23 protein-coding genes are annotated in these 23,860 nt (G+C 30.2%); 13 read left to right on the forward strand and 10 right to left on the reverse strand.

Annotated elements, in window-relative coordinates; genetic code table 11:
* Positions 1–43: 43 nt before the first annotated feature.
* Together LG649_RS11705 and LG649_RS11710 are read right to left on the reverse strand one after the other, a co-directional pair.
* Entirely contained in the window at positions 44–337 is a 294-nt protein-coding gene (locus tag LG649_RS11705; protein WP_226543995.1) for a winged helix-turn-helix domain-containing protein, read from the reverse strand.
* Between the two features lie 385 nt (positions 338–722).
* Entirely contained in the window at positions 723–1,331 is a 609-nt protein-coding gene (locus tag LG649_RS11710; protein ID WP_226543996.1) for a hypothetical protein, read from the reverse strand.
* Between the two features lie 125 nt (positions 1,332–1,456).
* Between LG649_RS11710 and LG649_RS11715 the strand changes: the two genes are divergently transcribed.
* Positions 1,457–1,720 (forward strand): hypothetical protein, encoded by a 264-nt coding sequence (locus LG649_RS11715; protein ID WP_226543997.1) that lies wholly within the window; start codon positions 1,457–1,459, stop codon positions 1,718–1,720.
* A complete protein-coding gene (locus LG649_RS11720) occupies positions 1,707–2,084 on the forward strand; it encodes a DUF1801 domain-containing protein (RefSeq protein ID WP_226543998.1) in 378 nt (125 codons plus the stop codon). Before LG649_RS11715 ends, LG649_RS11720 begins: the two co-directional genes overlap by 14 nt.
* Here LG649_RS11720 and kdsA read toward each other — a convergent pair.
* Entirely contained in the window at positions 2,081–2,899 is an 819-nt protein-coding gene (kdsA, locus tag LG649_RS11725) for a 3-deoxy-8-phosphooctulonate synthase (RefSeq protein ID WP_226543999.1), read from the reverse strand. The genes LG649_RS11720 and kdsA overlap by 4 nt on opposite strands.
* Before the next feature lie 316 nt (positions 2,900–3,215).
* On the opposite strand from kdsA, the gene typA reads away from it, so the two are divergent.
* The 5 genes from typA (at position 3,216) to LG649_RS11750 (ending at position 10,533) form a co-directional block, all read left to right on the forward strand.
* Positions 3,216–5,015 carry a translational GTPase TypA gene (gene typA, locus LG649_RS11730; RefSeq protein ID WP_044633200.1) on the forward strand — a complete coding sequence of 600 codons (1,800 nt, stop codon included), beginning with the start codon at positions 3,216–3,218 and terminating at the stop codon, positions 5,013–5,015.
* Positions 5,016–5,294: 279 nt separating this feature from the next.
* Entirely contained in the window at positions 5,295–6,605 is a 1,311-nt protein-coding gene (locus tag LG649_RS11735) for an O-antigen translocase (RefSeq protein WP_226544000.1), read from the forward strand.
* A gap of 1 nt (position 6,606) precedes the next feature.
* Positions 6,607–7,926, forward strand: coding sequence for an O-antigen translocase (locus LG649_RS11740; RefSeq protein WP_226544001.1), 1,320 nt, complete (start codon positions 6,607–6,609; stop codon positions 7,924–7,926).
* The gene (locus LG649_RS11745; protein ID WP_226544002.1) at positions 7,919–9,466 is read left to right on the forward strand and encodes a phosphoethanolamine transferase; all 1,548 of its coding nucleotides are present in this window, start codon (positions 7,919–7,921) and stop codon (positions 9,464–9,466) included. The genes LG649_RS11740 and LG649_RS11745 overlap by 8 nt, the downstream gene beginning before the upstream one ends.
* Positions 9,466–10,533 (forward strand): glycosyltransferase, encoded by a 1,068-nt coding sequence (locus LG649_RS11750; RefSeq protein ID WP_226544003.1) that lies wholly within the window; start codon positions 9,466–9,468, stop codon positions 10,531–10,533. Before LG649_RS11745 ends, LG649_RS11750 begins: the two co-directional genes overlap by 1 nt.
* A gap of 5 nt (positions 10,534–10,538) precedes the next feature.
* Here LG649_RS11750 and LG649_RS11755 read toward each other — a convergent pair whose 3' ends face one another.
* Entirely contained in the window at positions 10,539–11,477 is a 939-nt protein-coding gene (locus LG649_RS11755) for a glycosyltransferase family 2 protein (protein ID WP_226544004.1), read from the reverse strand.
* 71 nt (positions 11,478–11,548) lie between these two features.
* Here LG649_RS11755 and LG649_RS11760 point away from each other — a divergent pair, with 71 nt between their 5' ends.
* Positions 11,549–12,283, forward strand: coding sequence for a glycosyltransferase (locus tag LG649_RS11760; protein WP_226544005.1), 735 nt, complete (start codon positions 11,549–11,551; stop codon positions 12,281–12,283).
* On the opposite strand, the gene LG649_RS11765 is transcribed toward LG649_RS11760, so the two are convergent.
* Complete coding sequence (locus LG649_RS11765) at positions 12,280–12,963, reverse strand: cell division ATP-binding protein FtsE (protein WP_226544006.1); 684 nt, start codon at positions 12,961–12,963, stop codon at positions 12,280–12,282. The two genes, LG649_RS11760 and LG649_RS11765, sit on opposite strands and share 4 nt — an antisense overlap.
* Before the next feature lie 213 nt (positions 12,964–13,176).
* Here LG649_RS11765 and LG649_RS11770 point away from each other — a divergent pair, with 213 nt between their 5' ends.
* From LG649_RS11770 to LG649_RS11780, 3 genes are all read left to right on the forward strand, one after another.
* On the forward strand, positions 13,177–16,215 hold the full coding sequence (locus LG649_RS11770) for a tetratricopeptide repeat protein (RefSeq protein WP_226544007.1): 3,039 nt from the start codon (positions 13,177–13,179) through the stop codon (positions 16,213–16,215).
* 101 nt (positions 16,216–16,316) lie between these two features.
* Positions 16,317–18,041, forward strand: coding sequence for a TonB-dependent receptor (locus LG649_RS11775; RefSeq protein WP_226544008.1), 1,725 nt, complete (start codon positions 16,317–16,319; stop codon positions 18,039–18,041).
* A 194-nt stretch (positions 18,042–18,235) separates the two neighbouring features.
* Positions 18,236–18,709 carry an ASCH domain-containing protein gene (locus tag LG649_RS11780; RefSeq protein WP_226544009.1) on the forward strand — a complete coding sequence of 158 codons (474 nt, stop codon included), beginning with the start codon at positions 18,236–18,238 and terminating at the stop codon, positions 18,707–18,709.
* A 14-nt stretch (positions 18,710–18,723) separates the two neighbouring features.
* Here the strand turns inward: LG649_RS11780 and LG649_RS11785 are convergent, their stop codons facing one another.
* The 5 genes from LG649_RS11785 to LG649_RS11805 form a co-directional block, all read right to left on the reverse strand.
* Positions 18,724–19,479 (reverse strand): LytR/AlgR family response regulator transcription factor, encoded by a 756-nt coding sequence (locus LG649_RS11785; protein WP_226544010.1) that lies wholly within the window; start codon positions 19,477–19,479, stop codon positions 18,724–18,726.
* A 29-nt stretch (positions 19,480–19,508) separates the two neighbouring features.
* A complete protein-coding gene (locus LG649_RS11790) occupies positions 19,509–19,850 on the reverse strand; it encodes a 2TM domain-containing protein (protein WP_226544011.1) in 342 nt (113 codons plus the stop codon).
* An 11-nt stretch (positions 19,851–19,861) separates the two neighbouring features.
* Positions 19,862–21,205 (reverse strand): histidine kinase, encoded by a 1,344-nt coding sequence (locus LG649_RS11795; protein WP_226544012.1) that lies wholly within the window; start codon positions 21,203–21,205, stop codon positions 19,862–19,864.
* A 215-nt stretch (positions 21,206–21,420) separates the two neighbouring features.
* Positions 21,421–22,155 carry an energy transducer TonB gene (locus LG649_RS11800; protein WP_226544013.1) on the reverse strand — a complete coding sequence of 245 codons (735 nt, stop codon included), beginning with the start codon at positions 22,153–22,155 and terminating at the stop codon, positions 21,421–21,423.
* A gap of 152 nt (positions 22,156–22,307) precedes the next feature.
* A complete protein-coding gene (locus tag LG649_RS11805; RefSeq protein WP_226544014.1) occupies positions 22,308–22,784 on the reverse strand; it encodes an Hsp20/alpha crystallin family protein in 477 nt (158 codons plus the stop codon).
* Positions 22,785–23,079: 295 nt separating this feature from the next.
* Between LG649_RS11805 and LG649_RS11810 the strand changes: the two genes are divergently transcribed.
* Together LG649_RS11810 and LG649_RS11815 are read left to right on the forward strand one after the other, a co-directional pair.
* Positions 23,080–23,475 carry a DUF2721 domain-containing protein gene (locus LG649_RS11810; protein ID WP_226544015.1) on the forward strand — a complete coding sequence of 132 codons (396 nt, stop codon included), beginning with the start codon at positions 23,080–23,082 and terminating at the stop codon, positions 23,473–23,475.
* 11 nt (positions 23,476–23,486) lie between these two features.
* Positions 23,487–23,858, forward strand: coding sequence for a DUF2200 domain-containing protein (locus LG649_RS11815; protein ID WP_226544016.1), 372 nt, complete (start codon positions 23,487–23,489; stop codon positions 23,856–23,858).
* The last annotated feature ends 2 nt before the right edge of the window (positions 23,859–23,860 follow it).

Below are 23,860 nucleotides of genomic sequence, written 5' to 3' on the forward strand. Positions count from 1 at the left end.
TTAAAGTACTTTGTATTTCAAAGTTAAAAGTGAAAAAAATATATTACTGTTTGTTTATTAGTTTTTCTAGTGCGTTTATGTGTTTTTTAAACTCGAGTTCACCTAATTTAGTGGTAGAGTAGCGTGTGTTAGGTTTTCTGCCTATAAACTGTTTTTCAACCTTTATGTATTCAACCTTTTCTAAGGCCTTTGTATGGCTAGCCAGATTACCATCGGTAACTTCAAGAAGTTCTTTAAGCATTTTAAAATCGGCGTATTCGTTAACCATTAAAATAGACATTATGCCTAATCTAATCCTGTGGTCGAATGCTTTATTTATGTTATTTATAATGCTCATATTTCTGTTTGTAGTCTAGTTTTCTTATTTCGAAAATGTGAATAAAAATTATATAAATAAAACGAAATTAAAGTTAAAAAAGGTAATTCTAAAAATATTCCATAAAGGAAAGCCAAAGGAGATGCCGGAGCGTTTTTAATGTTAAGAACGTATTTTAATAAAAAAAGCAAACGGTTAACCAATTGAAAATAAAATAGTAAAGCCAAGGGTATTATACAAATAAAGGAAAGCCAATAAAACACCTTATTAGTATGATAATAAATTCCAGAAATTAATATTACTGCACTATATATTAGACCAACAAATAAATAATCTGGGTTTTTAAATATAATTACGGATATAATACCGATTAATATACCAATTAATATTACAGAAAAGTTCTTATTCATACTCTGTCGTATTTAAAATGCATTAAAGCACCATAAATAATATGCATAATACCAAAGCCAATAACCCAAAGCCAAAATCCGTAACCAGGAAAGGTGGCAGCAACCAAACCTAAAATTATATCTATAATTCCAAGATATTTAATATCACCAAAACTATATTTTGACGCATTTACTAAAGCTAAGCCATAAAAAATTAACATTAAGGCTGCTGTTTGGCCATATTTACCTTGATAAAGCAATATTAAAATGTAAGTACCACCCGTAATGAGTGGGATTAAAAAATTGGAAACAAGTCGCTTGGAGCTGGTATCCCAAATTTTTGCTCCTTGCTTTTTTGCTTTTTTAGTGGTTAATATAATACCCGTTACAATACTTAAAATAGCAACTAATGCCAAAATTAACATGCACAGTTTAAAAATATAACCGTCTAAAATTAAATAACCCCGATCAGAGTTTTTAACTAAAAAGTATGCCGTAGCAGCACCAATTATAGCATATATGCCTGCAAGTATACCAGATAATCCACTTAATGAAATAAATCGAGAAGATTTATTCATTAGGTTTTTAATTTCTGATATGTCTTTTAAATAATTTTTTGATTCCATTCTTAGAGTACTTTGAAAAACAAAGTAAATGATTTATAAAATATGCTAGATGTTAGTTAGTGTTAAATAATTGTTAATTTAATGTAAAATTAATATGTTTGTTTTCTGTAAAAACTTGGTAAGCAATGAAAATTAATTGGAATTCTACTAGCTCGTTTAGCGATGAGGTATTGAGCACAAAACTTAAAATAGAGTATGAGTTTAGAAAGAGGACCATGAAATTTATTATTGAAAATAACATACCCGAGTGTTGCGAAGATTACAAATGTGTGGTTTTTGATTTTTTTGTAGATGAAAATTGTTTTAAAATTTCAAAAGAAACCCACGAGCCTTTATATTCGAAATTTATAGCTTTAAATGAAACTTTTAAATTAGATGAAACCGGTTGATGCTTACTTTATAAATCAGAAAGAGCCATACCAGTCTATAATGCTTTACTTGCGAAGTGTTATTTTAAAAACCTTACCAGAAGCAGAAGAGTACTACAGTTACAAAATTCCGTTTTATCGTATTGATAAAAAGCCGCTACTTTACCTAAATGTTTTAAAAGGAAAAACTTATGTTGATGTGGCTTTTGTACAAGGCATTTTATTCGAGTCTGAGTTTCCAGAACTAAAAAACGACAATAAGCGCAAACAAGTAAGATCGTTGCAAGTTTATAGTCTTGAAGATTTTAATCAACAGCCATTCGAAATTTTATTAATTGCAGCTGCAACAAAACTTAAAGCGAGTAAAAAAGCCTGGTTTATTTAAAAACTGCTTACTAGTTTTTTAATTTCTACCAATCGGGTTAGTAAACCTTCCAGATTATCTAAATGCAACATATTGGCACCGTCACTTTTTGCGTTCGCAGGATCGAAATGCGTTTCGATAAACAAACCATCAATATTATTTACTACACCGGCGCGGGCAATAGTTTCAATCATGTCTGGACGACCACCTGTTACTCCAGCAGTTTGGTTAGGTTGTTGTAAAGAATGCGTAACATCTAACACCACAGGAGCGTATTGTTTCATGGTTGGAATACCACGAAAATCTACAATCATGTCTTGGTAGCCAAACATGGTACCACGATCGGTTATCCAAGCTTTATCGCTACCTGCATCTTTTACTTTTTGTACGGCGTGTTTCATGGCTTCAGGACTCATAAATTGTCCTTTTTTAAGGTTTACCACTTTACCAGTTTGGGCAGCAGCAACAACCAAATCGGTTTGCCGAACTAAAAAGGCAGGTATTTGTAAAACATCGACATATTGAGCGGCTTTGGCTGCATCGCTAACTTCGTGAATATCGGTAACGGTTGGTACATCAAATTTTTCTGAAACTTTAGCCAAAATCTCAAGTGCTTTTTCGTCGCCAATGCCTGTAAAACTATCTATTCGGCTACGGTTGGCTTTTTTAAAACTTCCTTTAAATACATACGGGATTTCTAATTTATTGGTTATGTTTACTACTTTTTCGGCAATACGCATAGCCATGTCTTCGCCTTCTATGGCACAAGGGCCACATAATAAAAAGAAATTAGTATTACTTGTATGTTTTATTTTAGGGATGTCTTGAAGCTTCATGTGCAGTTTAAAATTTAATAGAACAAAGATACTATTAATGCCCGAATTTAATATGTTCGATTTTACGATTTAAGAAATTTACCTTGGCAAATATGCGCATTAGCGATTGAACGGTTAGACTGCGCTTACCGCAGGCTAAATGTTTGAGCGCCTCGCAGAGCGCGAGTAGTGAAAGCGCGACACTTTGCAACCTATTAATAAACATTGTGTTAGGTTAAAATGTTAGTGGGTTGCAAAGGGTAATGCCCAAATAAAAAAAATGTGTTGAATATCGATAATTTATAACTACCTTTGCGCCCTTAAAATAAGCACTATTATGGCTACTATAAAAAACATTGCAATTATTGCGCACGTTGACCACGGTAAAACAACTTTGGTTGATAAAATTATGTATCACTGTCAGTTATTTAGAGAAAATGAAAATACTGGCGATTTAATTTTAGATAATAACGATTTAGAGCGTGAAAGAGGAATAACTATTACGTCTAAAAACGTATCGGTTATTTATAAAGACACTAAAATTAATATTATTGATACGCCTGGTCACGCCGATTTTGGTGGAGAAGTTGAACGTGTTTTAAATATGGCCGATGGTGTGTTATTGTTAGTTGATGCTTTTGAAGGGCCAATGCCACAAACGCGTTTTGTTTTACAAAAAGCAATTGATTTAGGTTTAAAACCTTGCGTAGTTGTAAATAAAGTTGATAAAGAAAACTGTACGCCAGATGAGGTTCATGAAAAAGTATTCGATTTAATGTTCGAGCTTGGTGCAGAAGAGTGGCAGTTAGATTTCCCAACAGTTTATGGTAGTGCTAAAAATAACTGGATGAGCGAAGATTGGCAAAAGCCAACTGAAAATATTGAGCCATTGCTTGATATGGTAATTGAGCATATTCCAGAACCTAAAATTGAAGAAGGAACAACACAAATGCTTATTACTTCGTTAGACTTCTCTAGCTTTACAGGACGTATTGCTATTGGCCGTTTAACAAGAGGTCAGCTTAAAGTAAACCAACAAATTAGTTTGGTTAAGCGTGATGGTTCTATTGTAAAAAATAGAATTAAAGAATTACACGTTTTTGAAGGTTTAGGAAGAATTAAAGTTGATGAAGTACAAACAGGTGATATTTGTGCTATTGTTGGTTTAGATGGTTTTGAAATTGGTGATACTGTTGCCGATTTTGAAAACCCTGAAGGTTTAAAAACCATTGCCATTGATGAGCCTACAATGAGTATGCTTTTTACAATTAACGATTCGCCTTTCTTTGGTAAAGACGGAAAGTTTGTAACCTCTAGACATATTAAAGAGCGTTTAACCAAAGAGCTTGAGAAAAACTTAGCTTTACGTGTTGAAGAAACAGATAGTGCCGATAAATTTATGGTTTTTGGTCGTGGTGTATTACACTTATCGGTTTTAATTGAAACCATGCGTCGTGAGGGTTACGAATTACAAATTGGGCAACCGCAAGTAATTATAAAAGAAATTGATGGTGTAAAATGTGAGCCTGTTGAAGAAATGACTATTGATTTACCAGAAAACGTTTCGGGTAAAGCGGTAGAGTTAGTGACTATGCGTAAAGGTGAAATGACCAGTATGGAAGCTAAAGGTGAGCGTATGGTTTGCGAATTTATTGTACCATCGCGTGGTATTATTGGTTTACGTAACCAATTACTAACAGCAACTGCTGGTGAGGCTATTATGGCACACCGTTTTAAAGAGTATCAACCATTAAAAGGTGGTATTCCTGAGCGTCAAAATGGTTCGTTAGTATCTATGGAAAATGGTACAGCTATTCCTTATTCTATTGATAAATTACAAGATAGAGGTAAGTTTTTTATAGATCCGGGTGAAGATATTTATGAAGGACAGGTAATTGGTGAAAATTCGCGTCAAGACGATATGACGGTTAACGTAACTAAAACTAAAAAGTTAAGTAACGTACGTAGTGCAGGTGCCGATGATAAAGCTAAAATTGTTCCTGCAATTAAATTCTCTTTAGAAGAGGCTTTAGAATACATACAAAAAGACGAATACGTTGAGGTAACACCAAACCACTTACGTTTACGTAAAATATACTTAAAAGAAGTAGATAGAAAACGTAATAAGTCGATTTAGAAAAGTTTTATAAATACATAGAAAAAGTGGCTAGTTTTTTACTAGTCACTTTTTTTTGTTTGAATGTTTTGTGACTTAATTGTTTATTCTGATTTGTTTTTAATAATATATTACAAGATTGATATAATTTACTTTTTAACGATAACATTAATATCTCATAGGTTTAAAATTATGATTAATGCAAATGATTTGTATATTTAAGCACGTTCTAAAGCGTTTAAGAATATTAGGCTGTTTTTTTCGTTACAAAATTTAGTCTTTTAAATTAAAATATATTAATTGAAGCAATTAATAACATATATAAACAATAAAGTTTTAGTGAAGATAACATCGTTACATATGGTAGCGATAATTACCAGAATAATTGCAGGTATACTAACCTCCAAAGCCATAGCTGTAATGGTGGGGCCTTTTGGTTTAGCTTTAATTGGTAACTTAAGAAATTTTGTAGCTGCGTTTCAATCTTTGGCTACTCTAGGTCTTTACAAAGGTATAGTTAAATATGTAGCTGCGTTTAAAGAAAATTCCAAAGCGCTTACTAAAACACTTTCAACGGTGTATTATGTAGGTTTTATAACTACAATTATAGTATCTTGTTTTTGTTATTTTGGTTCTGAGTGGGTTAATGATATTATTTTTCCTAGCTATAATGAATTTGGTTACGTAATTAAAATATTTGCTATTGCTTTGCCTTTTTATGCTTTAAATATGTTTTCATTTTCAATAATGAATGGATTTTCAAAGTATAAAATATTAATCATACTAAATATAATTGGGCAGATTTTAAGTGTATCTATAGTTTTAATTTTAATTTATCAAGAAAAATTAAAAGGCGCATTAATTTCTGTTGCTATTGCTGAGTCAATTATTTTTTTAATAACACTTGTCGCTATTATAAATAGGCAGAGTATGTTGCCTAAAATACAAGTGAAAGAAGTAGATTTTAAGTTTTTTAGGAAATTTTGTTTTTATTCGGTAATAGCACTTTTTACAGCTGTATTATTACCATTAGTAACTATTGGTATTCGGTCTTATATTATAGAAAATATAGGTTACAAAGAAGCTGGTTTTTGGGAAGCAATTACACGATTATCAAAGTACTACTTAATGTTTATTAGTTCTTTAATTTCTCTTTATTTATTACCACGTTTTAAAGATATTAAAACAGTAAAAGCTTTTAGGCTCGAAGTTTGGAGCTTTTATAAAACAATAGTGCCAGTATTAATTGCTGGGATGTTGCTTATATATTTATTAAAAAAATATATTGTTTTAGGTGTTTTTACAAAAGAATTTCAGCCCATTGAAGACTTATTTTTATGGCAATTATTAGGTGATTTTATTAAGGTATTGTCTATAGTAATTGCTTATCAGTTTTTGGCAAAAAAAATGTTTTGGCACTACATTTTAACTGAAGCATTTTTAATTGTAAATATTTATATAACAAGTGTATATTTTATAAATACCTTGGGGAGTGTTAAGGGAGCTGTTGTTGCTCATTTTGTAAGTTATGTTATGTATTACACTATAATTCTACTTATTTTTAGTACCTCGTTTTTTGGGGCTGAACAAGATTATAAAGAAAATTTGTAGATTGAAATTTCTAAATTTTATTAATAAAGAAAATGCTAAGGATACTTTAAGTAAGTCTTTATTTAAAGCTATTTATGCAAATAGTATTATTGTTTTTGTTAAAATATTCTCCTCGTTTATAGTTTCGAAAGTAACAGCTGTTTTTTTAGGGCCATCCGGTTATGCTTTGGTTGGTAATTTTAAAAATGTTATTCAAGGTGTTTTGGGAGTTACAACAACTGGTTTTGAAAGTGGTGTTATTAAATACGTTTCTGAAAACAAAACTAATAAGGATAAGCTAGTTTTAATTTTAGCTAATATTTTTTTTCTAAATTTAATTTTATGCATTGCTGTATTTATTGTGTTGTTTTATTTCTCAGACTCAATTTCTCTGTATACATTAAAAACAATAGATTATGCATATGTGTTTAAATATTTAGCTATTTTACTTCCTTTACTTTCTTTTAATTTCATATGTCTTTATATAGCTAATGGACTTCAAAAAATTAAAATCTACACCATTTTAGTATGTGTGTTTAACCTTCTTAATGGTTTAGTAGTTTTTTGTTTAGTTTATTATTATAACCTAAAAGGTGCTTTATTATCGAGTTTAATAGTGCCTTCAGTAAGTTTTTTTACGGTGTTTTTTTTTAGAGAAATTCGTGAATTGATTTTTTGTGCTTTTAAAAGTATAAATAACATTTCAGTAGTTATACTAAAAAACATGTCGACTTATATATTTATGTCTATTTATTCGGCGTTGTTATTAAGCTTTAATTATTTGTTTATAAGAAATGCAATAATTGAAAATTTAAATATAAATATGGCTGGTTATTGGGAGGCTTTAAACAAAATTTCAATGTTTTATATGATGTTTTTTAGCTCCTTATTTACATTGTATTTATTACCCAAATTGACAACAAATAAAACAACTTTAGGTTATAAAAATATTATGTTATCTTATTTTAAAGTTATAATTCCATTAATGGGATTAGCCTTTTTTTTGTTGTTCATATTTAAATATAATGTAATAGAACTATTTCTTACTAAAGATTTTTTGCCCATTGCCAATTATTTTTATTTGCAATTAGTGGCCGATTTTATTAAGGTAATTGCATTTTCATTTGCTTACCAATTTCATGCAAAAAAAATTACTACATATTATTTAATTTCCGATACTGTTTTATATGTTTCCTTTTATTTTTTAAGTATTAACTTTTTGCCTAAGTTTGAGCTTTTTGGGGTGTTATACGGATATTTAATTAGCATAATTTTGTATTTAATTGCGGTTTGTTTGTTTTTATTTGTGTTTAGAAAAAATAAATTAAGTAACCATGAATAAATTATTAAAAAAACTATTATTGTTTTTATTACCTCTTTTAGCTAAATACTTTTTTCTACTGATTTTTATTGATTTAGATTTAATTGAATGGCGAGATATTCTTGAAGACTTTCTGTTTTTTGTTATTGTTGCGTCTATTGCCTTTAGGATGGTTTCGAGGTATAAAATATTATTAAACATTTTATGTTTTTTTTATGTTTTTTATATAGTGTTGGAAACAACTTCTTATATCGCCGTTTCTTCAAATTTTACATCGTCTTATATGTTTTTGCTAATAGAATCTAACCAGCAAGAATTAAGTGAGTTTATGTCTTCTTATATAAATTTTAAAATTATTGGTTTGCTGTTAGTTTTAATAGGTTTCTTTTTTATTCTTAAAAAATATGTTTTCAGTGTAAAATATAAAAGTAACTATTTTTTAGGTTTAATAAATCCGCTATTAATTATTGTTATCCTTAAGTTAACAGGATTGATTGAACAGAATGCATATCATAATATTGTTCGAGGGGTTTATGGATATTACGATTTGCAAAATAGTGTAAAACTAGATTCAAATATCTTAACTAGTGATTTAAATATCACTTCAAATAATGAGGTTTTAGTTTTTGTATTAGGTGAATCTACTACAATAAGGCATATGGAAATTTATGGTTATAATAAGCCTACTACACCGTTTTTAAGTAAAATAAAGGATAGTTTATTGGTTTATAATAATGTGATTTCTACAGATGTTTTAACGTTAAAATGTGTGCCTAAAATACTTACTTCGTTAAGTTCATCAACTGATAAGCAGGATATAATAAATATTGTTCAACTTTTTAATAGTGCAGGATACAAAACTCATTGGCTGTCTAACCAAAGAGCAATAAGTTATCATGACAATGCAATAAGTAAGATAGCTTCGTTTTCACATTCATTTAAATTTTATAATCATTTAATAGATAAACATACTATGGTTTTAGATGAAGTTTTACTTCCTGATTATAATGAAATTTTAAGCATGCCTGGTAAAAAAGTTGTATTTGTAAGGTTAATGGGGACGCATTTTGATTATAAAAATAGATATCCGTTAGAGTTTAATAAATTTGTTAATTCTTCCGGTAGTTCCTTGCATGAAAAAACGATAGCGGAATATGACAACGCCGTATTGTATAACGATTTTATATTACATGAGTTAATAGAAGGTTTAAGAAAAATAAATACTAAAAGTGCATTAATATACCTCTCAGATCATGGTGAAAACGTTTATCATGAAGGGACAGACTTTTTTGGCAGAAATGAAGAACGTTTAACTAAAACTATGTTCGAAATTCCGTTTCTAGTATGGACCTCAAATACCTTTGAGTTTCCAAAGGACTTTAAGTATGATGCTAATAGAAAATTTATGAGTGATCATACTTTTGAAAGTATAACCCATTTGTTTGGCGTATCTCATAAAAGTATTACCAATGGCAATAGTATTTTTAGTAAAGAGTTTAATCAAACAGAAAGGAAGGTTGTAGATTATTCTATAAATTTCGATACTTATTTTGCTAATTAATGAAACCCAAAATTTGTCTTTTAACCGATAGTTTAAGTTCTGGTGGTGCCGAAAAAATGGTAGCAAACCTATCGGTTTCCTTTTCTAAAAAAGGTTACGAAGTAGTTATAGTTTTAATGAACGATAATATAGACTATAATTTTAAAGGGCGAATATTCAATTTTGGTAAAATTAAAGCGACACATTCAATTTTTACATCTTTTTTAAAATTAAGAACCTTTGTGAAATATGAAAATTTTGATGTTATTTTAGATCATCGAGTACGCGATAAATTTTTAAAAGAATTTGCCTTTGCTCAATTTATTTTTAAAAAAGCTGCGGTAGTTTATTGTGTGCACTCTTACAAATTAAATTTATATTTTTCAACTATTAACAAAAAACCATTAACAAGATTTACGTTGGTTAAGAATAGGGAGATAGTAACTGTAAGTAAAGAAATAAAGGATGTTTTAAATTCCGTGTTGTCCTTAAATAGTACTGTTATTTATAATTACCCTATGTTTAAAGAAAACAAGAAGGTAGAATTACAAGAATTACCAGAAAAATATATAATAGCTGTAGGTCGTTTAGATAAAATAAAACAATTTGATGTTTTAATTAAGTGCTATAAAAATTCTAATCTTTCTTCTCACAACATAAAGCTTTTAATTTTAGGAGAAGGTAAAGAAAAACGGAGCCTAGCAAATTTAATTGACAGATTAAATTTAGACGACTATGTGCATTTAAAAGGATTTGTTAATAACCCTGAAAAGTATATTAAAAATGCAAAAGCTTTAGTAATGTCAAGTGTCTCGGAAGGTTTTCCAATGGTTTTAATTGAAGCTATGGCTTTAAAAACCCCATGTGTTTCCTTTGATTGCTATAGTGGTCCAAACGAAATTATAAAGCATAATATTAACGGTATTCTTGTGGAAAAACAAAACAAAGAAGAGTTAACAAAGGCAATGGATAAACTTTTGCTTGATGATGTCTTTTATGCTTCAATAAAAAGAAATTTGCAATCAGATGAATTAATGTTTTCCGAAGAAAAAATATTAAAACAGTGGGTTAAAATTATAAGTAAATAACATTATTATTGTTTAAAAACAATTAGTGTGTTTAATTTGAGTTTGTTTTTTATGCGAAACAGTATTTGTACTATACTATTTGGTAGTAAAATTAACATTTGTTGAAGCGTATTTAAATTACTAAAATCAACATCTTTAATAAGAGCCTTTTCTAATTTTTTGTTTAGTGAAAGTTTAAAGAAAATAATAGTAGAAAACCTGTTAATATCTATGTATTTTTTTAAATCATTATTTGTGCTTTCAATCTCTTTATATGAGTACAGAAGTTTAGGGATTTTTTTCTTATTAGAAAAACTATACATGTTATCATCTATTGTTCTGTTGTAAATGGCACTGCAATAACTGTTATCTAGAACAACTTCATATTTTAAAGCTATTTTAATATACATGTCGGTATCTTGCTCAGAGTAAATGTCGGTATCAAAATAACCAATATCTTCAAAAACAAATTTAGGAATACAAATAGCACCTATCCATGCTACGCAGTGATGCAAAGAATTTTTGAAAAAATTAGGAATTATTCCCTTAAAGTTTTTTGGTAAGCCATTAAAGGAGGCACGAGTGCAAATAGTGTCAGATTTTTTAATACTATAGCCTGTACAGTATAAACCTCTGTTTGGGTATTTTTTAATTAACTCAAATAGCTGTTCTAAATGATTTGGCAGCCATAAATCATCTGCATCAATAAACGCAATATATTTAGCTCGTCCTTTTTTTATTCCATTATTTCTAGCTTGTGAGAGCCCTAAATTGGTTTGGTTGTATATTGTAATTCGCGAATCATTTATTCTTTTTGCAGCTTCAACACTATCATCTGTACTACCATCGTTAATAATTATAATTTCAAAATTTTTAAATGTTTGATTAATTACACTTTTTAGTGTATCTTCGATATATTTTGCTTTGTTATAAAGAGGAATTACAACAGATATTAAAGGAATCATAGAGAGAATTTGTAGATTTTAAATATCGTTAAAACTTATATTTCAAACCAAATATAACTTATTTTATTTTCTTGAAACTATCAATTATAATACCTGCAAAAAATGAAGCTTCAAAAATTCAAAAATGCATTTTAGAAGTTTATAAACAAACAAGTTCTTTTTTTGAGGTAATCGTAATTAATGGTGGGGGTGCTAAACTTGATACTACAGCCTTACAAAAAAAATTTAAGAACCTTACCATAATCACTGAGCCAGATTTAGGTGTTTATGATGCTATGAATAAGGGGATTTTATTAGCTAAAGGTAAATGGCTTTATTTTATGGGGGTCGATGACGGTTTCTATAATATAAATGTTTTAAAAATATTACGTTCTTATTTTAACAATGAAAATGTTAAGTTGCTGTTAGGAAATATCGTCTATAGTTTTAATGAAAAGGACTCTGTTTTTGTAAAAAAAAATAATGGTTTAGTTAAAAGTACCTGGCAAAATAAAATTTGGATAAAAAATTGTTTGCCACATCAGGGGATGTTTTATCATCATTCTATTTTTAACCAGAATTTATACGATATTAGTTATAAAGTTTTGGCAGATTATGCTTTTAACCTATCTCTCTGGAAAAAAAAAGTGCCCGTTGTGATAATTGATGAGATAGTAGCTAATTGCGGAACAGAAGGGCTATCAAAACAATACAATTATTCAATATATGAAGAAGAAATTAAATTAAAAACAAAAGCATCATCTAGACTTTTTATGCCATTGTTTTTTATTTTGGCAATGAGTAAGTTTATTTTAAAAAAGATTTAACTTTTACGTTGCACCACCTCATAAACCTGATTATCGTCACATTTTAATGTCTTTCTTGGGTATTTAAGCAACAAAGCATAGTCGTGTGTGGCCATTAAAATGGTATTCCCATTTTTACTTAAATCTTGCAAAACCTCCATAACCTCTATACTGGTTTGCGGATCAAGATTTCCAGTGGGCTCATCAGCTAAAATAAGTTCTGGGTTGTTAAGTAAAGCTCTTGCTATAGCTACACGCTGTTGTTCTCCGCCAGAAATTTCATGTGGAAATTTAAAGCCTTTTGTGTTCATGTCTACTTTGGTTAGTACTTCTGTAACACGCGTATTCATTTTATCTTTGTCTTTCCAGCCAGTGGCTTTTAAAACAAATAATAAGTTATCGGTTATGTTTCTATCTGGTAATAGTTTAAAATCTTGAAAAACAACACCCAATTTTCTTCTTAAAAAGGGGATTTCTTTCTCTTTTAATGTTTTTAGGTTAAAGTCTACAATGTTGCCCTCTCCTTCTGTTAAGGGTAAATCACCGTATAGTGTTTTCATAAAACTACTTTTACCAGATCCTGTTTTTCCTATTAAATAAACAAAATCACCCTTATTCATTTCTAAATTAATTTTAGATAGAACGAGACTGCCTCCTTGAAAAATTGATGCATTTTTTAATTGTAAAATAAGATCAGACATGTAAAATTAGTTTAGAAGTACAAGTTTAAAGTTTATAGTTTAACATAACAAACCTTAATTACAAATTTTTATTGTCAAGATAATTGTATACCAATAGATATAAATAATTTTTTAAACATTTAATCCCCGTTTTTATAATTCTATCTTAATTGTTGCGTTATACTTTTTATATTAATTTATCTTTGAATCATCAAACTAAAAAAAGATTTGTAAATGATTTACAAAAACATACTTTCCCTCATAGTAACTATAAGTTTTTCCTTAGCATTATGGGCACAACAATCTGCGACTTACACTAGTAATTTAGTCGATTATCAAAAGGCGCTATCTCTATATAATAATCAACAATATTTAGCTGCCCAATCACTATTTAGCAGTATAAAAAAAACAGCTGAAGAAGAAATTTTACAGTCCGATTGTGCTTATTATATTGCTAATTGTGCAGTAAGATTAAATCAACAAAATGCCGACCAATTAGTTGAGAACTTTGTTGCAGAATACCCTACAAGTACTAAACGGAATACAGCTTATGTAGATGTGGCCGATTATTATTTTGAGAATTCAAAATATGCTTATGCTATAAAATGGTACGATAAAGTAAATGAAAATGCTTTAGGGAAAAGCGAAAAAGAAAAATTTTATTTTAATAAAGGATATTCAGCATTTACAGTTAAGCAGTATAAGGATGCTAAAAAATATTTAAACCGTGTAGAAAGCTCTAAAGAATACGGTTCGCAAGCAAAATATTATATTGGTTTTATGGCTTATGAAGGAGACGATTACGATCGTGCCAACGAATATTTCGATCAAGTAAGCGATCAAGAACGATACAGAGAAAAACTATCGTATTACCAGGCCGATTTGAATTTTAAATTAGGGAATTTTGAAAAAGCGATAGCGTTAGCTAAAAATCAAATAGAGTCTAGCGACGAAAACGAAATCTCAGAACTTTCAAAAATTATAGGAGAGAGTTATTTCAATTTAAAAAATTATGCAGAAGCATTACCTTACTTAAAAGCTTACAAAGGCAGAAAGGGTAGTAGAGATAAAACTGCAAAATGGAATAATACAGATTATTACCAATTAGGTTACACTTATTACAAACAAAAAGACTACCAAAATGCTATTAACGAGTTTAATAAAATTGTTGATGGTAAAAATAGCATTGCACAAAACGCTTACTATCATTTAGGTGAAAGTTATGTTCACCTAGATAAAAAACAAGAAGCCTTAAATGCGTTTAAAAATGCATCAGAAATGGATTTCGATTTAAAAATTCAAGAAGATGCGTGGTTAAATTATGCTAAAATTAGTTACGAAATTGGTAACCCTTACCAATCGGCACCACAAGTTTTATCGGCTTATTTAGATAAATATCCAGATACAAGTTACCGTGAGGAAGTAGAAACGTTATTAATAGATTCTTACATTACTTCTAAAAATTACACCGAAGCTTTAAAACTTTTAAAAGGAAAAAATAGTTACGACAATAAAGTAGCATACCAAAAAGTAGCCTTTTATCGTGGGTTAGAGCTGTATAATGAAAGCAATTATTTAGAGGCAGAAAATTTATTCGATGCATCGTTAAAAGAATCTTTAGAAGCACAATATACAGCTCGTGCAACATTCTGGAAGGCAGAGGCAGATTATAACTTAACAGATTACGATGATGCTTTAATTGGTTTAAAACAATTTAGCCAAATGGCCGAAGCTTCACAAACTCCAGAATTTGAGAATATCGATTATAATTTAGCCTATACATATTTTAAGTTAAAAAACTACACGCAAGCCACAACGTATTTTAATCAATTTATAAATAATCATACAGAAGATAAAGTAAGACTTAACGATGCTTATTTACGTTTAGGCGATGGTTACTTTGTTTCTAGTAAATACGATGAAGCAGTTACAGCATACCAAAAAGCTATTAAGTTAAACGAGATAGAATCCGATTACGCCTTTTTTCAAAAAGCACTAAGTGTTGGGTATGCGGGGCAATCTTCAAAAAAAATACACGAACTCGAAGCGTTTATTAAAAATTACCCAAAATCTAAACTTCGTGACGATGCCATGTACGAGCTAGGGAATTCTTATGTAAAATCGGGCGATATAAATAAAGCTCATACTACATATAACATTTTAAGCAAAGAGTATAAAACGAGTTCGTTTGTGCCGAAAGCGCAATTACGTCAAGGTTTAATTTATTATAATGCATCGCAAAACCAAGAGGCATTAACTAAGTTTAAAAGTGTGGCTAGTAATTATGCAGGTTCGCCAGAAGCTGTACAAGCCGTATCAACAGCAAGGTTAATTTATATAGATTTAGGTCAGGTTGATGAGTATGCAGCATGGGTAAAAACCTTAGATTATGTTGAGGTAACCGATACCGATTTAGATAATACCACTTACGAATCTGCAGAAAAACAATATGTAGATGGAAATACAGATAGAGCCATTAAACAATTTAATCAATATTTAGCTCAGTTTCCAAATGGGTTACATGCCTTAAAAGCTCATTTTTATGTTGCTCAATTATACTATAAAAAAGATTTGCTAGAAAATGCGGCGCCACATTACACGTATATAGTTGAAGCTTCGCAAAACGAATATACCGAAGAAGCATTAACGCGTTTGTCTCAATATCAATTAGAAAAGAAAAACTGGAAACAAGCCATTCCGGTATTAACAAGATTAGAGAACGAAGCTAATTTTCCACAAAACGTAGTGTTTGCGCAATCTAATTTAATGAAAGCCAATTATCAATTAGAAAATTACACCGAGGCTGTCGCTTACGCGGAAAAAGTATTAAACAGTTCAAAAATTGATAATAAAATTAAAAGTGATGCGCACGTAATTATAGCGCGTTCGGCAATAAAAACTAATAATGAGGCTAAAGCAAAAACAGCTTATGCAGAAGTAGAAAAAGTAGCTACTGGCGAAACCGCGGCCGAAGCACTTTACTACAACGCCTATTTTAAAAATAAGGAAGCAAAATACGAAGCGTCTAACACAACTGTTCAAAAATTAGCCAAAGATTTTTCGGGCTATAAATATTACAGCGCAAAAGGTTTAGTGTTAATGGCTAAAAACTTTTATGCTTTAAACGATGCGTTTCAGGCAACTTATATATTAGAGAGTGTAATACAAAATTTTCCAGATTTTACCGATGTCGTTGCCGAAGCCAAAGCAGAATTAAAGGCAATTAAAAATCAGGAAGCTAAAACAAACTCATCAATCGAAACCGAAGATTAAGTAGTTTGTATCACTTAATATTAAAAGTGTACGTATCAATCAAAATAAAATCAAAAGATTTCAGCGAAAGCGAAAACTTAAAACATAAAAAAGCAAAACTCATGCGAAAGCACATAAAACATATTTTAACCGTAGTAATACTTTTAACTACAACTATAGTGTTATCACAAAGCAGAACTAGCGATACTTTAAATACGGGAGTTATAGATGTTGTTAAGCCATATGCACCTACAATTTCCGATGCTTTTAAAGTAAAAGAAACTCCAAAGTTAGATGATGCTACAACCGAAACTAAAAAAGAAGTAAAGTATAATATATTTTCTTTTCCTGTTGCCTCAACCTTTACACCAGCAAAAGGTAAAGCAGCCGTTGTAGAAAAGCGTGAACCAGAAAAAATATTCGATAATTATGCCTCGTTAGGTGTGGGCACTTATACTACAATTTTAGGCGAAGTATACTTAAATCATGCTTTAAATCGTAACGAAAGTGTGGGTGGTTATGTAAGTCATCATTCTTCGCAAGGGGGAATTGAAGGTGTTGAGTTCGACGATCATTTTCTTAACTCGAAAGTAAACGTTAATTATACAAACCGTTCACGAGATTATTCTTGGGGTGTAGATGGTGGTTTTCAGTACCAAATTTATAATTGGTATGGTGTGACAGAAGATCAAGTAGCAATTGCCCAAGCAAATAACCCCGTAGTAGATCACTCATTTTACAACGCACATTTTGGTGGCGATATTACTTTTGAAGATACCTATATAAAATCCTTAGACTTTAAATTTCGCAGGTTTGGCGATAACCAAGGCTCTGGTGAAAATAGATTTGTACTTAATGGGGCAGTAGATGTGCCAATTAATGATATTGAAATTTCAACAAAGCTAACTTTCGATTACTTAGGCGGAAGCTTCGACACAGATTACTTTGGTATAAACAACCTTAATTATGGTAACTTTTTTGTTGGTTTATCGCCAACATACGAGCTAAAACGAGACGATTTAACCCTAAATCTAGGCGTTTCTACCTATTATTTAAACGATACAGAAAATGGCGACAACAAGTTTTACTTGTATCCAAACGTTACAGTAACTTATCGTTTAGTAAACGATGTTTTAATAGTTTACGGTGGTGTACAAGGCGATTTACAACAAAACTCATATTACGATTTTGCTAACGAAAATCCGTTTGTTTCACCAACTTTATATGTGCAGCCAACCGATGCGCTTTATAATGCATTTGTAGGTTTAAAAGGAAAGCTTTCAAGCAATATGAGTTACAGTATTAGCGGACACTACCAAGCCGATAAAAGTAGAGCATTATTTAAAACAAACACAATTAACAATGTAACAGCAACCGAAGCTTACCAATACGGAAATTCTTTTGGTATAGCTTACGATAATGTCGATTCTTATGGTGTTGCAGGCGAACTTAATGTAGATGTTAATCGTAATTTTACATTAGGTATTAAAGCAGAATATTTTGCTTACGATACCACAACCGAAGAAGAAGCTTGGAATTTACCAGATATAAAAGGCTCATTATTTTTAGATTATCAAATAGACCAAAACTGGTTTGCAGGTGCTAATTTATTTTACGTAGGCGAGCGTAAAGACCAATTAGAGCTAGAAAGTACAGCAACACCAGAAACAGTAACTTTAGATAGTTTTTTCGACGCTAACGTACACGTTGGTTATCATATAAACGACAAATTTTCGGTATATGCCAAAGGAAATAACCTAGTAAATAACACCTACCAAAAATGGCAAAATTATCAAGTACAAGGCATTCAGGTTTTAGCAGGAGCAACTTATAAATTCGATTTTTAAGTCATTAATTGTCACCCTGAATTTAGCTCAGGGTTTTATATATATGATATCATCTTGTAATATAATTTAAATTATTTGGGCGTTACCCGCAAGGGGTCAGGCTTTACGTTGCAAGTCCTCGGTCGTGCCTCCCTGTGGGCTTTCCACTGCAATCCTTAACGCGGCCGTAAAACAAAATGTGTTAATTTGTATGCATGAAAACGTTTAATAACCAAACCGTACATAATTTATGGAATAGTTTTTTAGCAGAAAACCCAGAATATAAAAATACAATTCAACCACAAGCCTGGTATTTTTGCGATAATAAAACCGATGCTAATAATTGCGCCAATTTAGTACTAAAAGGCATTAAACAAGCCACATCTACATCGCTTTGGTGGTTTAAAGCTTATAATTATGCATTGCCTAAAGTTGGCGATTTAAATATAATTACCAACTGGAATGGTGAAGCTAGAGCAATAATTAAAACAGTAAAAATAGAGTATATTCCGTTTAATAAAATAACTAAAGCATATGCCATAATAGAAGGTGAGGGAGATAAGTCGTTACACTATTGGCAAAAAGTCCATTGGGCTTATTATACTCGTGAAATGAAACCTAAAGGCGAAATCCCAAGTAAAAACATGATTATAGTTTTCGAACAGTTTAAAACTATTTTTACTGTTTAAATTTTAAAACAAAGTTACTCTAACCAAGCTTTAAAATCTTTAACACGTTCGCGCGCTACAATTACATCTTGGTCTTTGTAACTATTAAGTTTTATTTGTAACCGCGAGTTGGTGTAACTTACCATATCTTTTATAGCGTTTATATTTACGTAAAATTTACGGTTTATACGATAAAACGATTCTGGTTCTAGTTCGTTTTCTAAATGTTCTAAAGTTGTATCTAATAAATAATTTCTACCTTCTGTAGTATGTAAATAAGTGCCTTTATTTTCGCTATAAAAACACTCTATATCATCAACCGAAATTAATTTTAAATGTTGTCCAACTTTTACCGAAAATCTTTTTTTATACTCACGATCTATGGGGTTTACTAGTAGTTTTTTTATGTCGTTAAAATCTAGAGTAACGGCTTGTGTTTGTGGTTGGCGTTCCTTGTATTTTTTTACAGCTATGGCTAAATCATCTTCGTCAATAGGTTTTAGTAAATAATCAATGCTGTTAAGTTTAAACGCTTGCAGCGCATACTCGTCGTAAGCTGTAGTAAAAATCACAGGTGTTTTTATGTTTATGGTTTCAAAAATTTCGAACGATAGGCCATCACTTAGTTGTATGTCTAAAAATATTAAATCAGGGTGTGGGTTGCTGCTAAACCATTCTAAAGATTCTTCAACGGAATGTAAAAGTGTTTCTGTTTTAATATCAAGTTTTTCTAGCATACGTTGTAAGCGTCTTGCCGAAGGTTTTTCGTCTTCAATAATTATAACATTCATGGTTGTGGTTGGTTAGTTTTGTTAATTTTTTATTCCCAGTTGTTTTTGTCTTTTTCCATAAACTCGCGAATTTTGCGTTCTTCCCAGTCTTTACCAAATAGGAATGTAACACCAAAAACTCCTAAAAAGTGAAACAGTAAACCAATGCCCCAAAATAAGGGTGTAGCCCAAGTTCCAAAATGCCAAAGGCTGCCACCATTAACTACAATTGTAAATATTATAAAGGCATTTACTACTATAAATACAGCCAAGTGCCAATAAAAGCCTACTATTTTTTTTACCTTTTCTTTAGCTCGAAGATAAGCTTCTTCTTTTAAAAATTCTTTATTTTTAAATTCGTTATTGTAAGGTTGTATATCTGTGTTTTGCATAACTTTAAATTTTAATTCCAACGTTTGTTTTCTTCTTCACGAATAAATTGTTCAATTTTACGTTTTTCCCAATTACGGCCAAAAGCACCATTATTAACAAATACTTTAAAAGCTTGTAAAACTAAGCCAACTCCCCAGCCTAACATAGGAAACCAGAACCATTTTACACCCCAATACGTGTTGTAGTTAATGTAAATTAAAAAAGGAATTACTACAAAATAACTCAGTAGACTATAATAAAAACCTTTAAGTTCGTTTACATAGTCACGTGCGCGCACATAACTGTCGCTAAAATTTGATTTTGAATTGATTGATTTCATAACTGATAATTGTTTTGTAAGCATTGGTATTGCAACTGCAAAACGGTTTGCTTCTTGATTAATGAATACGTTTTTACGTGTTAATAATTGGTAGCGTTGTTTTATGTTATTTAAGCCAACACCGCTACTTTTTTTTACTATTTGTTTTGGTTGTAGGTTGTTTTCTACTACTAAATTACCATCTTGCTCGAAAATATTAATGTGTAAAGGTTTACTACTAGTTACCATATTATGCTTTACGGCGTTTTCTAATAATAATTGTAACGATAGCGGTACAACTTTACTATCTGGATTGCTTGCTTTTTCTGGCATATTAAAAATAATACTGTCTTCAAAGCGCATTTTTAAAAGTGACATGTAGGTTTTAGCGAATTTTAATTCTTCATCTACAGTTACTAATTCTTTGTTTTTTTGTTCTAAAACATAACGGTATACTTTGGATAAAGAAGTGGTGAATTTTTGTGCATTTTCTGGGTTCTCTTCAATTAAACTGGTTAATACGTTTAAGCTATTAAACAAGAAATGCGGATCTAGTTGATTTTTTAAAGCATCAAATTTTGCACTTGCCGTACCAGCAATTACTTTTTGCTCCTTAATTCGGTTTTGTTGGTATTTATTGTAGAAATAAATAATATGAAAAATAACAACAATTGTTAAGGTTACCCAAAGGCCAAATTGATAATACGCTATTTTTTCGCCTTTTAAAAATTGATTTAAGGGTATATTATACATTAAAGTTGCTGTAGCCATTCTTAAAAAAAATAGACTGCAAATTGTTAAAAGTGTAGATCCAATAATGCCGATAATGATGCGCTTAATGGTTTCGGTTTTTTTCCAGTTTTTACGATTTAAAAAATCGAAAAACAACATGTTACTGTAGCCCAATACAAAGGCATATAATTGATAAAAGAAAAAACTCGTAGCAGCTTCGTTAATACTTTCATAATTAAAACCACCAGAAAGTAGAGTGCCAATTACAAAAATAATGCAGCCTATAATAAATGTTATTAATATATTTTTTATCGATTTTGCCATTGTGGTTTTGTATTTATGTTTTTTAAAAGTAGTAAATCTAGCTTTTAACAACACCACAAATATTATAATGAACGCTGTTTTTTAAAAAAAGGAACCACCGAAATGTAATTTTTTTATGCCGAATTGTATATTGACTGATTATTATTGGGTAAAAACAAAAAAAAACTAAGACTTTTTGGTCTTAGTTTTTCATGTTGAACACTAATTAGGCTACTTTAGTTAGCTTCATATTTAAAATAAATAGGAACGCCATAAGTAACTTTTACTGGTTTGCCGCGTTGTTTGCCTGGTTTCATTTTAGGCATTAAACTAATAATTCTTTCAGCTTCTTTTTCTAAAATTTTGTCTGGACCTCTAGATCTAATTCCGGTGGTATAACCTTTAGAATCAATTATAAATACTACAGAAACACGACCTTGAATACCTAATTGCATAGCGGCATCTGGATATCTAAAATTATCAAGAACATGTTTTTGTACTTTCTCTTGAAAACATTTTGTGGTTTGTGCTTTATTTAAACCTTCACATCCTGGGAAAACAGGTACATCTTCAATTAAAGCAAAAGCAACTTCAACTTCTTCTTCAACTTCTTCAACAACTACAGCATCAACATCAACAACTTGAAAATCTTCAACAGCATCATCTTGTCCAATTTCGGTACTTTCAATAATTGTTTCTTCAACATCTTGAGTGTCTTCTATAATTTCAATAACCTCTGGCGCTGCTGCTGGAGGTGGTGGCGGTGGTGTTGGCGTGTTCATTTTTACAATAGGAATATCGTCTTCAATCTTGTACTCAACATCAAGAACTTCCATTACATAGTCATCCTTTTCATACGTTCTATACTCAAGTGCACTCCAAGACAATAGTAACATTAAGTTTAAACCTATTGCGAAATACAAACTACTGTTTCTTCCAACTTCTAATTCTGGGTTTTTTTTAGCTTTCATGACGTATAAAATTTAATACTTCAAAAGTAGAAGATAAGTACATTTGTAACTATGATTTTGGTCATGTTTTAAAAAAACACCTGGAATTAAAATTAAATAATAAACAAAAAAGCCGCCATTTTAGGCGACTTTTTCAATAAATAACAAAAATATTAAGAAATCTTAATTTTTCTTGCAGGTTTTTGTTTTGCTTCTTCACGCTTTGGTAAGTGTATTTTTAAAACACCATTGTTATATGATGCATTAATTTTTGCTTCGTCTATTGTTTCTGGTAAAACAAATGTTCTTTTGAATGAAGAGTAACCAAACTCCCTGCGGGTATAGCTTTTATTTTCTTCTTCGTTTTCTTCATTTAATTCTGCAGATATAGAAAGATTATAATTGTCAATGTCAATATTAAAATCTTCTTTTTTTAATCCAGGAACTGCCATTTCTACAATAAAAGCATCAGCTTCTTCTTTTATATTAACTTTAGGTAATGTAATTCCTGTGTTAAAGTTTGATGTTAATAACGAAGGAAAGTCTGAAAAGCCAAAATCATCAAACCAACTTGATAATGATGGGAAATTTGATACCTTGTTGTGTTTGCTTAAATTTCCGTTTTTCGGTAATGTTACTAAGTTGCTCATTTTATATGTTTTTAAGTTATACAATAAGATTTATTTTTTAATATGATTTAAGCAATTTGAATACCATTATAATTTGTCTGATATTTTGTCTTTTATTTTAAAATTTAATTAACATATTTATGACAATTATTCGCAATTTAATTTGTTTTAAATGACAGATTAACAGTCGTTTGTATTTTTTTTGTTTTTGATTTTAAATAATACTGTTTAAAACAAATTAGTTTTAAATTGTATAAACTGTAAATTTGTTTATTTTAAAGTGAACATATTATATTACCCAATTTATATCATAAATATGGAACAACTTACTTTAACAACACCAGCTTTATTATTTTCTGCTATTTCACTAATTATGCTGGCTTATACTAATAGGTTTTTAGCCTACGCTGCTATAGTAAGAAATCTGCATGATAGGTACAAAAAGGAAAAAGATTCTGTTTTAAAAGCACAAATAGAGAACATTAAAAAGCGACTTTACTTAACACGTTCTATGCAAATTTTTGGCATAAGTAGCCTATTGTTTTGTGTGTTAACAATGTTTTTAATTTATATAGAACAGCAGTTTATTGCGGTTTGGGTTTTTGGCTTTGCTTTGCTGTTGCTTATTATTTCGTTATCTCTTTTAATTGTTGAAATACAAATTTCGGTTAAAGCACTAGAACATCACATAAGCGATATTGAAAATAACTAAAATTAAAATTTATGGCTAATACAACTCCAGAACATGATGCGCGTATAGCTAATATGACTTTTGCTTCGGTTTATCCGCATTACGTAACTAAAATTGAAAAAAAAGGAAGAACTTTAGCAGAGCTGCATGAGGTAATTGAATGGCTTACAGGGTTTAATTCTAATAAATTGCAAGAACTAATTGATGAAAAGGTAACGTTTAAAACCTTTTTTGAGCGTGCAACCATAAACCCTAATGCAGATTTAATAAAAGGTGTTATTTGTGGTTACCGAATTGAAGAGATTGAAACCGTTTTAACCAAACATACCAGATACCTTGATAAACTTGTTGATGAATTAGCAAAGGGACGAAAAATGAATAAAATTTTGCGAGAACCTAAGTAAGA

The sequence above is a fragment of the Neotamlana laminarinivorans genome (assembly GCF_020523925.1).
In the GTDB taxonomy this organism is placed as follows: domain Bacteria; phylum Bacteroidota; class Bacteroidia; order Flavobacteriales; family Flavobacteriaceae; genus Neotamlana; species Neotamlana laminarinivorans.